Origin of the sequence: Aerococcus mictus, from assembly GCF_003286595.3 — a bacterium.
In the GTDB taxonomy this organism is placed as follows: domain Bacteria; phylum Bacillota; class Bacilli; order Lactobacillales; family Aerococcaceae; genus Aerococcus; species Aerococcus mictus.
The window spans coordinates 1,074,850-1,091,096 of record NZ_CP132985.1 but is presented as its reverse complement, the minus strand read 5'-3'; the positions used below and the strand labels follow the sequence as shown (position 1 = coordinate 1,091,096).

Sequence of the window (16,247 nt, the reverse complement as noted above, 5' to 3'; positions counted from 1 at the left end):
ATTTTTAGCTGTTAAATAAAAAAAGGATAACGATAAGTCTCTAAGATATCATCCGCTTCGCTAATCAGCTTGGCCCCTGCCTGAATTAAAGCATTAGTGCCTTGAGAACGGACACTAAAAATATTACCTGGAGTAGCCAAAACCTCGCGATTGGCCTGTAAGGCATAGTTAGCAGTAATTAAACTGCCCGATTTTTTCTTAGCTTCAACAACCCAGGTGGCTCTAGACAGTCCCGCAATCACTTCATTTCGATATGGGAAATGCCACTTTTTTACCCCGGTAAAACTAGGCAGTGGAGAGACCAGCAGGTGATTTTTAGCAATAAAATCTTGCAAAGCGCGGTGTTCTTTAGGGTAAACCTTAGCTAGACCGGTCCCTATCACAGCGATGGTTCTTCCTGAATTTTGAATACTGGAGCGGTGGGCAAGGCTGTCAACGCCACGAGCCAAACCGCTCACGATAACTAAAGAGTTAACAAGATTTGGCATCAGCTTATCAATAACTTTTTGGGCATAGTTACTACAATCTCTCGCCCCAACTATAGACAAACAATCAGCTTTTAACCAGTCAATATTGCCTTGACAAAATAAAACCAAAGGCGGCTTATGACTTTCTTTTAAAAGGTCTGGGTATTGAGGGTCAAAGTAAGTGATGGGAAAAATTTTCTCTTTTTCATAATAGTTTTGATAGAAAGACCAAGGTCTATGACTCAAAAAGCGAAGGAGTTTTGGATAATATTTTCTTCCTTTTAAATAATGTCTCAGCACCTCTTGATAATCAGGATTCTCTAATAAGCCTTTAAACACCTGGACTCGGTCCTCATAACCCACTATGGCAGACTCCGTTAAATGAATGAGTACTTGCCTAGCGCCATGATAATTCCTTTCATCATACATATAACCACCCTTTCATAGCCTATTCAGCCGGAAAAGGATGACAATTTCATTAGAAATAGTCCTTAATTGGTGCAAAACTTCTCCGATGGATGGGACAGGGGCCATAAGTCTCTATTGCTTTAAGATGTTCCTTGGTTCCATAACCGACATTGCGGTCGAAGCCATAAGCTGGATATTGCTTAGCATAATCACGCATGATTTGGTCACGATATTCTTTAGCGATAATGCTAGCAGCAGCGATTGCGCTTACCCGGTCATCCCCCTTAATTAGACTACTATGAGGAATATCTAAGGACAAATCGACAGCATCAATTAAAACATATTCTGCTTGGGGACTTAATTTCTTTATACTATTCATCATTGAGCGTTTGGTGGCATTTAAAATATTGTAGCGATCAATAGCCTCATTATCTTGAACATTGATAGCTATAGCGACACTATTTTCTTTAATCAGAGGAATTAAGTTTTGCCGTTGGACTTGACTAAGTTGTTTAGAATCGCGCAAATCAAACAGGGGGCGCTTAGGCTTTAAAATGACTGCGGCAGTGACCACTGGCCCTGCTAAGGGACCACGTCCGACCTCGTCTACTCCGGCAATATATTGAAAGCCCTTAGCATGTAAGTCAGCTTCAATTTGGTTCATATAACGTATATGTTCTTGACGCTCTGACTCCTTAGTCAAACGACGATCATACTGGCTTAAAGCCTTGATAACGCCCTGTCGCTGGTCTAATCGCCAGCTAGCCACTAAGTCAGTATCAATGGCTGATAGGTCCTGTTTCAGGTAGTCTTTTATCGCTTGTACAGTTAGCTTATCTTTAGTCATCAGCCGATCCTTTCTCAGCTTGTTCCAGTCGATAATCTTCATAACGATCAAGGGTCATTGGCGCAATTTTTCCACTACGAAATTCACGAATTATCCAGTCGCTAAAGCGCTCATAGTCATCTTTCATTCCCATTTTACTTGTCAATGACATCATTAATTCAGGATAAGGCGGTTGGGCTTCCTCTTCTGATAAATTAAAGAACTGACAAAAGTCTTCCATATAATAATCCATCATAAATTGCATGGCATAAAGGGCAATGTCATCACTATAGTAATGGGTGTCTTTAATAGCTCCTGTCAGAGCGAGATTCATCCCCACCAGTGGGTCTTCAAATTTAGGCCAGAGGATGCCAGGGGTATCCAATAAGGAAAAATCTTTATCAATTTGTACCCATTGCTGTCCTTTAGTAACACCAGGGCGATTCCCTACTTTTGCTGTTTTCTTATGGGTCAGTTGATTGATCAGGGTAGACTTACCCACGTTGGGAATCCCTAGTACCATTAAACGTATCGTTTTTTGTTTCATGCCCTTGTCTAGCCATTTTTGCCGCTCGCTATCAGTTACTTCCAAGAGGTAGTGACGTAACTTCTTAATTTCTTTATTATTTTTACTGTCGATAGCAATGGCATCGGTATCTTTGTTTCTTAAGTAATTTAGCCACAGTTTATTTTGAATCGGATCAGCTAAATCAGCTTTATTTAAGACAATTAAATGTTTTTTCTGTTGAATAATTTGATCAATCAAAGGGTTTTTACTGGCAATGGGAATACGGGCATCACGAATTTCTACTACCCAATCCACACTCTTTAATTGTTCTTGAACTTGTCTTTTAGCCTTGGCCATGTGGCCAGGAAACCATTGTATTGTGCTCACTTTCTTCACCTTCCTCATAAGAAAAGGCAGCTACATCTTTGAAACTGCCTTCTCATCCATTCAATTATTCTATTACTCAATTCGGCCAGCTTCATCAAAAGGCCAAATCCTCCAATTAACTTCTCCGTAAATGAGATCACCAGCTACTGGCCCAAAAGCACGGCTATCCTTTGAAACTGGTCGATTATCTCCCATTACAAAATAGGAATCTTCGGGAACTTTTTCAATGGTAAAATTCTCAGTCACTAATTTTCCGGGATTTTCGGCTTTTAATTCATTGAGATAAGGCTCATTATAGGCTTGGTCATTAATATATAATTGATTATCACGATATTCCACCTTATCTCCTGGCATACCTATAACTCTTTTGATATATTTGTCCCCGCTATTATCCGGAGCATCTAATACAACGATATCAAAACGATCCACATCTCCCAGACGGCTAACGATGAGATGCTGGCCATCCTCCGTTGTGGGATTCATAGAGGCCCCTCTAACAGTAAATTGAAAACCGATGAAATGGCGAATCCCTAGATAGAGTAGGAGGGCAACCGCTACAATAATAATGATTTCTCCAATACCACTAAGAAATTTCTTCATTAATCTAAAACCTTCTTCTATTGTGCATGCTCAAGTAAATAGTCAACAGCTTTATCTTTTTGGGTATCGTGGGCTAGAATATAGTCTCTTAGCGCACGAGTTAAGGCTTGCGCAGTTTCATCATTCACTTGACCGGTTTTTTCAAGCTCATGATCTGCTTGGAAAGCACCCAGGGCTGTCTGAGTCTGTTCATCAAATTTTCCTTGTACTTGATCAGATTCCAGATAGCCTAATAAGGCAAGTTGCGCTTGGATATTTTTTATTTTATCAGATTCTTCCCCTAATTGGTAATTTTGACTGCCATCAACTAAGGAAAGTTCTGAGTAATCTGGTAATTGGGCTTCGATATCTGGACTAATGCCTTGCTTATGAATCCAGGAACCGTCAGGAGTTAGCCAATGGGCATAAGTTATTTTTAATTGGTCCTTATCATCCAATTTGACCACTGTTTGGACGGTACCCTTACCAAAACTTTGACTGCCAATGACTGGAATATGGGCAGATTGCTGTAAGGCACCTGCTAGAATCTCAGAAGCACTTGCACTCCCCTTATCAATCAAGATGACACTGGGTTCATCAATTTTAAAGTCCCCCATCTTGCTTTTATCGGCTTGAATCTTCTTCCGATTGCCTTGGCTATCTTCAATTTGAACAATAGTATCTCCGTCGGCTAAGAAGTAATTTGAAATTTGAATTGCTGAACTGAGTAATCCCCCAGGATTGCCACGAACATCGAAGATAAAGGACTTAACGCCTTCTTCACGCATACTCTTAATCGTTTCCTGGACATCTTTAGCGGTAGGTTCAGAGAAAGAAGAAATTTGAATGAGACCAATTTCGGGATGGCCTTCAATTTTGTGACTATAGACCGTCTGCAAGGGAATCTCTGCTCGAGTTAAGGACAGCTCTTGTTGGTCGCCACCACGTTCAATCACTAGTTGAACCTGGCTTCCCGCTTCTCCTCGGATCATATTAGCCGCTTCTTGGGCGTTTTTCCCTTCCAAGGATTCACCGTTAACACTTTTAATGATATCGTCGGTTTGTATGCCTGCCATTTCAGCTGGGCTGCCCTTAATGGGGCTAATGACCACAATTTGATTATCCCTTACTGTAATTTGCGCGCCAATGCCTTCAAAATTAGCCTCAATGGTTTGATCTAATTGAGAAGATTCATCGCCATGCAAGTATGTCGTATAGGGATCATCAACGGCTTCTGTCATCCCTTTTAAGGCACCATCGATTAATTTTTCACGGTTCACATCACCAATGTAGCCATCAGTAATTAATGAAAATGTTTTTTGTAGCTTACTAATTTCCTGGGTAGACATGGTATTTTGGGCGTGGATTTGCCAAGGCAATCGTCCTGTGGTCAAATAATTGGTGGCAAAAAAGGTCAGTATGGCTGTTAGAGCAATGACTAATAAGCTTGATAAGAATCGCGTCCAAGGGGGTTTAGTGCTAAATTGACCCTCGGCCTTTGCCTCATCAGTGTTTTCTTCCTGCTCTAGCAAAATTTTCTCTTTTATTTCAGAGTCTGCTTGAGCTTTTGAAGCATGGGAGGATTGACCATCTTCTGCTTTATTTATTTCATTATTGTCTTGATTATCTGCTGGTTTTTTATTTTCATCCGTCATATTTTCACTTCCTAGTCATTAGTCATTGTTGAGATAAGCTTGCCACAATTCATCAAATTGAGAAACCCACTGAGAGTAGCGACTATTTAACTCAATATAATCACTAATACTAGCAAAATCAGTAGCAGTTTTGGGGAAATCTCCATCAAGATAGATTAATTCAGCCAATTGGCTCTTGGGATCTTGACTTGTCCCACTACTATTGCGGTGTTTTTGAATATATTGATAAAATGGCTTCACTTTAATCTTTCTCTCCCAACTGGTCTAAGATTTGGCTAATTTTCTGCTCAGGAATTGCTAATTGTAAAACAATTTGATCATTAGTCAAATCGATTGTTTCAACTTCAAAGGCAATGCCTTCCTTAGCTAGTAATTCTTTTAAAGAAATAATGATCGATTCTGATGCAGTATCAATCGCTAAAGGCAGGTCACTAGGAATAATCTTGGAAAGAATGGGTAAAAAGAGATTTAAAGGAAGATCTAAGGATAGTATTGAAAAATTAACTACTTTCAAACTAAGATTGCCACTGGAATGGATCTCAGGGCGAGTAGTTAAGGTGTAAGCAAGGAATTGGTTTAAAAGCTGAATTTTTCCTTTAATAACGATTGCGTCCTGATTATTTTCCAAAAGAAAAGGCAGGTCTTCTTGGTTGAGAAGATGAACCAAGTGGTCAACAGTCATCGCTAGTTTAACTGGAACCATTGCCTGGTCAGAACTCTTGGGCTGATTTACTTGGACTTGGTCTTGGTAGGTATTTGCTTGACTATTTTGATAGATATAAAAATATACAGAAGCAAATAAAATCGCCAAAAAGGTAAGCAAGCTTAGAAATGCAATTTTCCATGGATTTCTTTGCTTCTTTTTATTCTCCACCGTAGAACCTCCCTAGTCTCATTTCTTTCTTTCCCAGAATTCGAACTGGTAATGATAATTCGATTCGCTATTAAGATCTTGGTCAACAACCGCATAGCGCCTAAATTGACTCAGATCAGGATTAAAGCTAGTATCCCCCTCAACATTTTCAGCGATATTAGTAATCCGAAGCTCGTCCAAATAAGGCCAGAACAAGCGGTAGATTTCTGCGCCTCCGATAACCATAACATCTTCGTCTTTAGCTAGCTCGATAATCTCATCCTTCTGATTAATGATTTGAACCTGATCCTCATTATTAGCGTTAACCCCCGGCAAGCTTTTCTTACGGGTCAGAATGTAATTTTTACGTTCTTTTAATGGGCGGTTTCCCATCGACTCGAAGGTTTTTCGGCCCATAACTACAGTCTTATGCAGGGTTTCTTGCTTAAAAAATTTCATATCTTCGCTAATATGCCAAGGAAGTTGGTTATTTTTTCCTATAATACCATTAGCCGCATGGGCCCATATAGCTATTAACATGATAGCCTCCTTTTATCCATACACTTTCAATCAGCCTAAATCTATACAGCCACTGGAGCCTTTATCGGAGCCTGAGGGTGATAATTATTCAATACGATATCATCCTTTTCAAGGTCAAACATGGATTTATCACTTTTTATTTCAAGCTGAGGTAATTGACCTGGTTGACGACTTAATTGTTCTTTTACCTGGTCGAAATGATTATTATAGATATGAACATCACCAAAAGTATGAACAAAGTCTCCGACTTCCAAGCCAACTTCACGGGCAATTAAATGAGTTAATAAAGCATAGGAAGCAATGTTAAAAGGAACCCCTAAAAAGACATCGCCACTTCTTTGGTAGAGTTGGCAGGAAAGCTTGCCGTCATTAACGTAAAATTGACTTAAGGTATGGCAGGGAGGCAGGGCCATATTAGGAATATCTTCTGGATTCCAGGCAGATAAGATAATCCGGCGAGAATCAGGGGTATTTTTAAGCTGCTCTAGAATATTAGCAATTTGATCGATAGAACCTCCATCACGAGTTTCCCAATCCCGCCATTGTTTGCCATAGACATTACCTAATTCACCATATTCTTTAGCAAAGTCTTCATCATTAAGAATCTTTTGACAAAAGTCTGCTTTAACGTTTAAATATTCGGCTTTAAATTCTGAATCCTTTTCTGCCCGCAAACCAAAATTGGTCATATCTGGGCCCTGATAGTCCTCACTGTTTATCCAGTTTTCAAAGGCCCACTCATCCCAAATATGGTTATTATTTTCTAATAAATAACGAATATTGGTATCTCCTCTTAAAAACCATAGAAGTTCACTCTTTATCAGTCCAAAGGCCACCTTCTTAGTCGTCAAAATCGGAAAACCTTCTCTTAAATCAAAACGCATCTGATAACCAAAAATTGAACGCGTGCCAACACCAGTACGGTCGGACTTGTCATGGCCCTTTTCTAAAATGGTCTGTAACAAGTCTAAATATTGCTTCACTACTTTTCCCTCCAATAATTATATTAAGGCTTCATAGTACCACAGAGTATCTCTCAAAATTTTCGTATCTTAGCTTAAGGTTTCAATTCACTCAAATAATCCCAATATTCCATTTTTTCTAGCAAATCATTTTCTTTGCTTTCTTTTTCTTTTTGCAGCTCAGATAACTTTCCGTAGTCGGATCCATTTGCTAGCATATCATTTTCTATTCTTTGGATATCAGTCTCTAACTGATCGATTTGACTCTCAATAACTTGCCAATCTTGCTTTTCTTTATAGGTCATTCTTTTCTTACTACTTTGACTAGTGTCAGAAGCATTACTTTTATGTAGATCATCACTTTTTTGGACTTGACTTTGTTTTGGAGAATGGCCACTTTTGGCTTTTTCTTTATGCTCCCTTTCATAGTCCGTGAAGTTTCCAAAAAATAGTTGACAAGATTTGTCCTTATGAACAATTAATAATTTATCAACCGTTTTATCTAAAAAGTAGCGGTCATGGCTAACCGTCAACATCGCACCCGGAAATTGAGCCAGGTAATCCTCTAAGACTGTTAAAGTATCAATATCTAAATCATTGGTAGGTTCGTCTAGGAATAAGACATTAGGCCGTTCCATTAATAAGCGCAAAAGATACAAACGTTTCTTTTCTCCACCTGATAATTTAGCAATTAACTGTCCATGACTTTCCCGGTTAAATAAAAAAGTTTCTAACATTTGCGATGCTGACAGTTTACGTCCATCATCATAGACAATTTCATCAGCAACTTCACTAATATAGTTAATTAGTCGCTTATTTTCTGGTAAATCAGTAGGAACTTGTTGGAAATAAGCAATCTTAACAGTAGGTCCAATGTCAATCTGTCCGCTTAAAGGAGGGATTATTCCCGCAATGGTATTTAGTAAGCTGGTCTTACCGACACCATTTTCACCAATAATACCGATGCGGTCCCGATTTTGGATTAGTAAATTAATATCTTCAAGTAAAGGCTGGCGGCTATCATAACCCACACTAACGTCTTCTAGAGAAATAACTTTTTTCCCTAAACGTTCTTGATCAAAGTCTAGTTGAACGGAACCTTGAAGAGACCGGTGCTGATTTAAATCTTCTTTAAGATCATTAAAACGATTAATACGGGCCTGTTGCTTGGTAGATCTGGCCTTAGCCCCTTGGCGCATCCAGGCCAGTTCCTGCTTATACAATTTCTTTTGCTTGGCTTGATTAGCGGCTTCAACATCTAACTCAACGGCACGTTTGTTCAAGTAATCTTGGTAATTTCCCTGGTATTCAGTCAGTTTCCCTCTATCTAAGGCAAATACCCGTTGGGCTACCGTATCCAGGAAGTAACGGTCATGAGTCACAATAACCACTGATTTTTTATAATTATTAATATAATTTTCCAGCCATTTGACCATTTCAAAATCCATGTGGTTAGTCGGTTCATCCAACAATAAAAGATCAGGTTCATCAATTAATACTTTAGCCAATCCCAACCTGCGTTTTTGGCCCCCGCTTAAATGCCCTACCTTTTGATAGAGATCATTGAGTTCCAACTTAGTAAGGATAGTTTGAATGTTTGTATCTAACTGCCAAGCATCTAAGCGATTCATTTCGCTTTCCCAATGTGAAAATTCCTTTTGTTTCTTTTCATCATTAGGATCTTGAGACAGAGCCAGTGTCGCTTGTTCATAGGCTTTAACTGTTTTGACTAAGGGACTATCTCCAGAATATACCGCTTCAAAGAGGCTTTGCTGATCATCTAAGTCTGGATTTTGACTAACTAAACCGATGGAATAATCGTTACTATGTTCAATCGTTCCGCTATCCAGATGATCCTTACCGGCTAAAATTTTTAATAAGGTGGACTTCCCTGATCCATTGGGGCCGATCAAGGCAATATGGTCGCCTTCACGAATTAAAAAAGATACCTCATCAAGTAACTGTTTGATGCCATATGTTTTACTCCAATTTTTAGCTAAGTAATCTTGCAAAATAATCGCTCCTCTTTTAACTTCTGTTCCATTCTAGCACAACTCATAGACTTGGGCATAGTCAGCGAATTGCTAGAAAAGTCCACTAATCTTTCCTTGATTATCAATGGACATCTTGAGAGCAGCTGGTTGCTTAGGTAAACCTGGCATGGTTAAAACGTTACCCGTCAAAGCAACAATGAAGCCTGCCCCTAGCTTGGGAACTAACTCACGAATATGTAGGGTGAAATTCTCTGGAGCACCTAGCAATTTAGGATCATCACTCAGGGAGTATTGGGTTTTTGCCATACATACCGGTAAATGATCCCAGCCGTTTTTCTTAATAGCCGCTAATTGTTTCTTAGCCTCGGCTGAATATTCAACACCCTCCCCACCGTATATTTTTTGATTAATTACTTGAATTTTTTCTTCAATACTCATTTCATCAGCTTGATAAAGGGGTTGAAAGTGAGTATTTTGCTCTCCATCAATGGAGTCGATCACGGCTTGACCAAGGTCAAGCGCCCCTTGGCCTCCTTTTTCCCAGACATCTGCCAAGTAAGAAGGCGTCTCCTCTTTTTGACAGAGCTCTTTTATCAGTTCAATCTCTTCGTCAGTATCGTCCTTAAAGTGATTAATAGCTACTAAAACAGGGACTTGGTAGGATTTCATAATTTGAATATGTCGACCTAGGTTAGCAAAGCCTTTTCTAACTGCCTCGAGTTTTTCCTCTAAAGCTGCATTTTTATCCAAATCAGGATTGCCGTGATGTTTTAGGGCTCTTGCAGTAGCCACGATAACTACGGCATCGGGAGATTTTTCTAAGATAGGAACTTTGATATCCATAAATTTCTCGGCCCCTAAGTCAGCTCCAAAGCCAGCTTCAGTGATCACATAATCTGCTAAACGAAGAGCCGTATCGGTTGCAATCACTGAATTGCAGCCATGGGCAATATTAGCAAAAGGTCCCCCATGGATCAATGCTGGCGTATGTTCTAGGGTTTGCACTAAATTCGGTAAAATAGCATCCTTCATTAATAAGGCCATGGCACCTGAACAGCCTAAATCTTTTACTGTAACCGCTTCTTGGTCTCGAGTATAGCCAATCACAATTTTATCGAAGCGTTGACGTAATTCATCAAGATTTCTAGAAAGGCAAAGGATTGCCATAATCTCTGAGGCAACGGTAATATCAAAACCATCTTCGCGTACATAGCCATTACCAGGACTCCCCAGGCCTACCACAATATGACGTAACACCCGGTCATTCATATCCATGACCCGTTTCCAGGTAATCCGTCGGCTATCAATACCTAACTGGTTTCCCTGTTGAATGTGGTTATCAATAATTGCTGATAGAAGATTATTAGCTTGAGTAATCGCGTGTAGATCACCGGTAAAATGTAAATTAATATCTTCCATAGGCACTACTTGGGCATAGCCTCCACCAGCTGCCCCGCCTTTTAATCCCATTGTCGGTCCCAGTGAGGGTTCTCTTAGGGCAATCATGGTTTTTTTATCTAAGCGTCTTAGGGCATCACCTAAGCCAATAGTCAAGGTAGATTTTCCTTCGCCTGCAGGGGTAGGATTAATCGATGTTACTAAAATTAGCCTACCTTTTTTATTATCTTTTAATTTTTCAAGGGCTTGATGGTTAATTTTAGCCTTATCATGGCCATAAGGAATCAGATCCTCTTCGTTTAAATTGACTTCTTTGGCAATCTCTTTAATAGGTAAAGACTTATTAGCTTGTGCAATTTCGATATCCGTTAACATGTTATAACCTCATTTCACTGCTTAGTAGTTAAATTATACTATAGGAATTTAACTTGAGCCTTAAGAAAATAATTTTCTATTTTAAAATTAAAAACTTAAGCTTTGACTATGTCGATCAGGAAAAGGAGCTCCTATTTTAACTACGGTATTAGCCAAGAAAAATGGTGTCGACGAGGAATTTGAGTCCTCAATCAACACCAGAATTTCATATCCAGTTAAACTTAGTCCCTATTAATAAGCTCATTCTCCTAATAACGTAACAAGGCATAAGTAGACGTCTCTGAAACAGAGCTAGCAGGAATAACTGAAATCTCCCCACCATTTATAATGGTTTGATGGATTAATTCATCAATCAAACTCGCATAAGTCGACGTCTCTCCATAGAAAATTACTAGCTCAGCAATCCTACCTTCTTTAGCTGCTAGCTGAATATCCTCAACTTCTTCCATAAGAAGAGAAGCTCCCCTAGCCTCTTCAATATTATCTTCTATGCTTTTAACATTGTCTTTGGCTAGTGGTGACAGAGTCTCAGCTAAAAGCGCTTTAATTCTTTGGTGGTTTTCGCCGCTAATTGGCTGCTCAATCGCTGTATCCAAGTAAACCTTCGATGAAGATTCCTTTTTAAAGGCAGCAATATTCTCCTTGGTTCCAGCTAATAATATTTTTCTTTCCACTTCCTTAGCCAGTTTGTCGAATTCTTGATCTAGGTATCTGAAATATTTATCTCGATCTCTTTCAACTTGGGCTGATTTGCTTTGATTAGAATGGATAGACCCTTGACCCCTAGATGTCGTTTGTTTGTTTTCGGAATCATTATCGTCATAAATATCGTAAAATGAACTTTTGATTTCATCAATCTCAGTCGGTTCATAGGAATACTGGTCAGCTAAATATAATTGGACTTGGTCTTTAGCAATATCGGCCAAAATCACATCAAAAGCTTCCTCATAGTAAGCTAATAAGGGAACCAAATGGAAATAATCTCCTACATAGGCGATTTCCTCTTGCTCTTGCCGTAATCTAAAGATCTCAATCAACTGATCACTAGCTAATATCACCAAGCCCTCTTTATTTTTTTGCCAAAAATCAACTTTTTCATCAATTAACTTGGATAAGTGATCAAAAGTCCTTTGCCAATCACTATCGGGATAATTAGTCTCTAATTGAGTCTTGACTTCATTGAGTAAATTTTCATAACGGATAGGATCTTGCTGATTTTCCGGAGCAGCTCGATGAGTCGTCATATATATGGAAATTTTGGGGCTAGTGGTTTCTTCATTTGCTTTTACTAGACGCGGTAAACGTTTGTCAACAGTCATAGTAGTCTCCTTTCCCTTAAGCGCTTCAACTTCTATATCTACTATAAAATAAATATTGGCTTTTTACTAACGGAAAGGTTTACTTTAAAATAATCAAGTAGTTAAAAATCAAAATTATATTGAATTAGTTGTTTAATAAGATGGAAATCTTTTTTAGACAATCTTTCGATGTATTGAATTTCTCTTCCACCAGCTTCAGTCACATCTAAAGAATACATTTGCTGGGTCATCACTTGACCTGTAGTTTGGTAGCCCTTTAGTCTTAAATGGGTTTTAAGTTTCCTTTTTGTATTGGTTATCGGGCAGACAATGACAAAATGGGTGGCATGGTTATAGTCATCGGAGGAAACGATTAAAGCTGGCCGGCGTTTTTGAATTTCGTGCCCCTTGGAAGGGTTAAAATTAATCCAGACAATGTCTTTTTGCCGTGGTTGGTAGGCCATCAGTCCACCTCCTTGTGATCGTAATCATCCCAGGCTTCTCCCAGGTAAAATTCCCCATCACAAGCATGACGATAAGGGTTATCTACCCGGGGAAGTAAAATAAAGCTATCTTCTTGGTCATCATTTTCCTTTAAAGTCCATTGACTATATTCTTTAAATATTTCTTCATTTGGCAGCAGTAAAGCAGGCCCCTTTTCAGTGTGAATAATTTTTAAATCCAAGACTTAGCCTCCTCATGTTTAATTCTTCAGGTGAAAAAAGACCGCCTAAGCAGTCTTTTTTCTTTAACTCTATTTCTCATCATCCATATCCAAGATGGCCAGGAAGGCTTCCTGAGGCACTTCAACAGATCCTACTGCCTTCATGCGCTTCTTACCTTCTTTTTGTTTCTTCAACAGCTTCTGTCTTCTGGTGACGTCACCACCATATAACTTGGCAGTAACATCTTTTCGATAAGCCTTGATCGTAGTGCGAGCAATAATTTTATTCCCAATGGCTGCTTGAACAGGCACTTCGAACATTTGCCGTGGAATCACTTCTTTTAATTTTTCGGCTAGTTTACGCCCACGGTCATAGGCAAAATCACGGTGGACAATAGTACTCAAGGCGTCGACAGGTTCTCCACTCAGTAAGATATCGAGTTTGACTAAATTGCTCTTTTGATAACCGATCAGTTGATAGTCAAGCGAAGCATAGCCCTTGGTGCCGGATTTTAGACGGTCAAAAAAGTCAAAAATCACTTCATTCAGGGGCATTTCATAAATAATATTCACCCGAATATCATCCAGGTATTCCATGTTGACAAAATTTCCCCGCTTTTGTTGGGCAAGTTCCATGACATTTCCAACAAAATCCTTAGGTACCATAATTTCAGCACGGACGTAAGGCTCTTCAATCCAATCGATTTGGGTATTATCTGGCATTTCAGAAGGGTTGGAGACTTCTACCATTTCCCCATCGGTTTTATAAACATGGTAAATAACCGATGGTGCGGTCATGATTAAATCAAGGTTGAAATCACGTTCGAGTCGTTCTTGAGTAACATCCATATGGAGCATACCTAAGAAACCACACCGATAGCCAAAACCTAAAGCTTGGGAAGATTCCGGCTCAAAGGTTAGAGAGGCGTCGTTTAATTGCAGCTTTTCTAAGGCTTCTCTAAGGGCAACATAATCAGCAGAATCTACTGGATATAGACCACTATATACCATAGGCATCATGGGACGATAACCAGGTAAGGCTTCTGCTGCAGGACGATCCGCTAAAGTCACAGTATCGCCCACCTTAGTATCTTGGATAGTCTTGATACTTGCAGTAATATAGCCAACATCCCCTGCCATTAAATAATCCCGACTAATGGGGTGAGGCGACATAATTCCTAGGTCAGTGACATCAAACTGCTTACCATTACTCATTAATTCAATGGTATCACCAGGTTTTACTATGCCGTTTTCAATCCGCACACTAAGAACGACTCCCCGATAAGAATCATAGACGGAGTCGAAAATCAATGCCTGGAGAGGCGCTTCGATATCCCCTTGGGGAGCAGGTATTTTAGTCACAATTTGTTCCAGGATTTCTTCAATACCAATCCCAGTCTTAGCACTACACAAGACCGCCTCGCTTGCATCAATACCAATAATATCCTCAATTTCAGTTCTGACATATTCAGGATTAGCTGCAGGTAAATCGATCTTATTGATGACTGGCACTAACTCTAAATCATTATCCACTGCTAAATAAGCATTTGCCAAAGTTTGAGCTTCAATCCCTTGAGCCGCATCAACCACCAAAAGCGCCCCTTCACAGGCTTGCAGACTCCGTGATACTTCATAGGCAAAATCGACGTGCCCAGGAGTATCGATCAAATGGAAGATATATTCTTGGCCATCTTCTGCTTGGTACTCTAATTCAACGGCATTTAGTTTAATAGTGATGCCACGTTCTTGCTCTAAATCCATGGAATCAAGTAGTTGATCATGCATTTCCCGGTCGGAAACCGTCCCAGTCTTTTGCAAAATACGGTCAGCTAAAGTTGACTTACCGTGGTCAATATGGGCCACAATCGAAAAATTTCTAATGCGTTTCTGTCTTTCTTTTAATTCATTAATATCAATTGCTTTTGTCACTCGTTTGCTCACTTCCTTATCTAATCTATAAAGAGTTCACCCTTCATTATAACATATACCCATGCAGAGTTCAGATGATATCTAAAACAAAGCATTAAAAAAAGTTCTAGTATAGCTAAAGCAAAAAACCGTAACCTTCCTAGGCAGAAGATTACGGTTTTTAGATGATTAAAATCAGTTAAAAATTTCAACCTCATTTTGCTTATGAAAAGGCATCTTTAATCTTATCAAAGAAATTCTTCTCTTCTTCAGTGACATTATTTCCAGATGCCTTAGCATAGTCACGAAGAGCAGCCTTTTGTTTGTCATTGAGATGTTTAGGTGTAATGATCTTAATATTGACTAATTGGTCCCCATTGCGATCACGGTTTAATACTGGGGCGCCTTTGCCACGTAAACGAATGGTATCTCCGCTTTGTGTACCTGCAGGAATCTTAAGGTTCACTTTGCCGTGAACGGTTGGAACCTCAACTTCATCACCCAGAGCGGCTTGGGCAAAGTTTAGAGGCAAGTCAATACTGATTTGTGACCCTTTGCGTTGGAAGATATTACTTTTAGCTACACGGAAAACCACATAGAGGTCCCCAGCTGGACCCTTATTGTAGCCAGCTGAACCTTGTCCGGAAAGACGAATCGATTGCCCATCTTCTACACCGGCTGGGACCTTCACTTTAACCGTATGGCTCTTCTCTTCTCGACCGCTTCCTTGGCAATTAGTACATGGGTCTTCGATAATCTTACCTTCACCTTGACACTGGCTACAGGTGGTTTGGCTAGCCATTTGACCAAATGGGGTATTTCTTACTTGTTGAACGACCCCTTGCCCATTACAGGTTGGGCAAGTTTTCTTCGACGTTCCTGGCTTAGCACCAGAGCCTTCACAAACCTGGCAAGCTTCTTCGCGTTTATATGAGATCGTTTCTTCTTTACCAAAGATAGCTTCTTCAAAGCTTAAATCCATGGTGTATTGTAAGTCATCCCCACGGCGAGGTGCAGTCCTAGACCGTTGACTAGCAGACGAGCCAAAGCCACCGAAGCCACCTTGACCACCAAAGAACTGATCGAAGATATCTTCAAAGCCAGAGAAACCTTGTCCTGAGTAGGATTGATAACTTCCGTTGCCAAAGCCACCGAAACCACCATTTGCACCAGCATGACCAAACTGATCGTATTGTTTCCGTTTGTTTTCATCACTTAAAACTTCATATGCTTCCGTTACTTCTTTATATTTTTCTTCAGCACCGGGATCATGGTTTAAATCAGGATGATATTTTTTTGCTAGTTTACGGTAAGCACGCTTGATATCTTTCTGGCTGGCGTCTTTACTGACACCTAAAATGTCATAGTAATCTCCTTTAGCCATATTTTACCCCCTTATCCTCGATACAATAGTTTGTCCCTGCC

At 39.7% G+C, this 16,247-nt stretch carries 16 protein-coding genes; all 16 read right to left on the bottom strand.

Going from position 1 to position 16,247, the window contains the following annotated elements:
* Nucleotides 1-11 precede the first annotated feature (11 nt).
* The 16 genes from dprA to dnaJ all read right to left on the bottom strand — a co-directional run bounded on the left by dprA (nt 12) and on the right by dnaJ (nt 16,206).
* A complete protein-coding gene (gene dprA / locus DBT49_RS05090; protein WP_070560211.1) occupies nt 12-896 on the bottom strand; it encodes a DNA-processing protein DprA in 885 nt (294 codons plus the stop codon).
* A 49-nt stretch (nt 897-945) separates the two neighbouring features.
* Nucleotides 946-1,722, bottom strand: a complete 777-nt coding sequence (locus tag DBT49_RS05085) for a ribonuclease HII (protein WP_070560213.1) — start codon at nt 1,720-1,722, stop codon at nt 946-948.
* A complete protein-coding gene (gene ylqF / locus DBT49_RS05080; protein ID WP_284779189.1) occupies nt 1,715-2,596 on the bottom strand; it encodes a ribosome biogenesis GTPase YlqF in 882 nt (293 codons plus the stop codon). Before ylqF ends, DBT49_RS05085 begins: the two co-directional genes overlap by 8 nt.
* A 72-nt stretch (nt 2,597-2,668) precedes the next feature.
* Nucleotides 2,669-3,196 (bottom strand): signal peptidase I, encoded by a 528-nt coding sequence (gene lepB, locus DBT49_RS05075; protein WP_070560217.1) that lies wholly within the window; start codon nt 3,194-3,196, stop codon nt 2,669-2,671.
* A gap of 17 nt (nt 3,197-3,213) precedes the next feature.
* Nucleotides 3,214-4,830: a S41 family peptidase gene (locus tag DBT49_RS05070; protein WP_224783868.1), complete on the bottom strand. Its 1,617-nt coding sequence runs from the start codon at nt 4,828-4,830 to the stop codon at nt 3,214-3,216.
* Nucleotides 4,831-4,848: 18 nt separating this feature from the next.
* The gene (locus DBT49_RS05065) at nt 4,849-5,070 is read right to left on the bottom strand and encodes a YozE family protein (protein WP_070560219.1); all 222 of its coding nucleotides are present in this window, start codon (nt 5,068-5,070) and stop codon (nt 4,849-4,851) included.
* Nucleotide 5,071: 1 nt separating this feature from the next.
* A complete protein-coding gene (locus tag DBT49_RS05060; RefSeq protein WP_070560221.1) occupies nt 5,072-5,704 on the bottom strand; it encodes a YpmS family protein in 633 nt (210 codons plus the stop codon).
* An 18-nt stretch (nt 5,705-5,722) separates the two neighbouring features.
* A complete protein-coding gene (locus DBT49_RS05055) occupies nt 5,723-6,223 on the bottom strand; it encodes a dihydrofolate reductase (RefSeq protein WP_101560456.1) in 501 nt (166 codons plus the stop codon).
* 41 nt (nt 6,224-6,264) lie between these two features.
* Nucleotides 6,265-7,206, bottom strand: coding sequence for a thymidylate synthase (locus tag DBT49_RS05050; RefSeq protein WP_101560457.1), 942 nt, complete (start codon nt 7,204-7,206; stop codon nt 6,265-6,267).
* A 74-nt stretch (nt 7,207-7,280) separates the two neighbouring features.
* Nucleotides 7,281-9,197, bottom strand: coding sequence for an ABC-F family ATP-binding cassette domain-containing protein (locus tag DBT49_RS05045; RefSeq protein ID WP_070560227.1), 1,917 nt, complete (start codon nt 9,195-9,197; stop codon nt 7,281-7,283).
* A gap of 72 nt (nt 9,198-9,269) precedes the next feature.
* Nucleotides 9,270-10,952: a formate--tetrahydrofolate ligase gene (locus DBT49_RS05040; protein ID WP_070560229.1), complete on the bottom strand. Its 1,683-nt coding sequence runs from the start codon at nt 10,950-10,952 to the stop codon at nt 9,270-9,272.
* 248 nt (nt 10,953-11,200) lie between these two features.
* Nucleotides 11,201-12,271 (bottom strand): baeRF3 domain-containing protein, encoded by a 1,071-nt coding sequence (locus tag DBT49_RS05035; RefSeq protein WP_070560231.1) that lies wholly within the window; start codon nt 12,269-12,271, stop codon nt 11,201-11,203.
* A 101-nt stretch (nt 12,272-12,372) separates the two neighbouring features.
* Nucleotides 12,373-12,714 (bottom strand): type II toxin-antitoxin system PemK/MazF family toxin, encoded by a 342-nt coding sequence (locus tag DBT49_RS05030; RefSeq protein WP_070560232.1) that lies wholly within the window; start codon nt 12,712-12,714, stop codon nt 12,373-12,375.
* Nucleotides 12,714-12,935: a type 2 periplasmic-binding domain-containing protein gene (locus DBT49_RS05025; protein ID WP_070560234.1), complete on the bottom strand. Its 222-nt coding sequence runs from the start codon at nt 12,933-12,935 to the stop codon at nt 12,714-12,716. The genes DBT49_RS05030 and DBT49_RS05025 overlap by 1 nt, the downstream gene beginning before the upstream one ends.
* Nucleotides 12,936-13,004: 69 nt before the next feature.
* Complete coding sequence (gene lepA, locus DBT49_RS05020; protein WP_070560366.1) at nt 13,005-14,831, bottom strand: translation elongation factor 4; 1,827 nt, start codon at nt 14,829-14,831, stop codon at nt 13,005-13,007.
* 214 nt (nt 14,832-15,045) lie between these two features.
* On the bottom strand, nt 15,046-16,206 hold the full coding sequence (gene dnaJ, locus DBT49_RS05015; protein ID WP_070560236.1) for a molecular chaperone DnaJ: 1,161 nt from the start codon (nt 16,204-16,206) through the stop codon (nt 15,046-15,048).
* Nucleotides 16,207-16,247 lie beyond the last annotated feature (41 nt).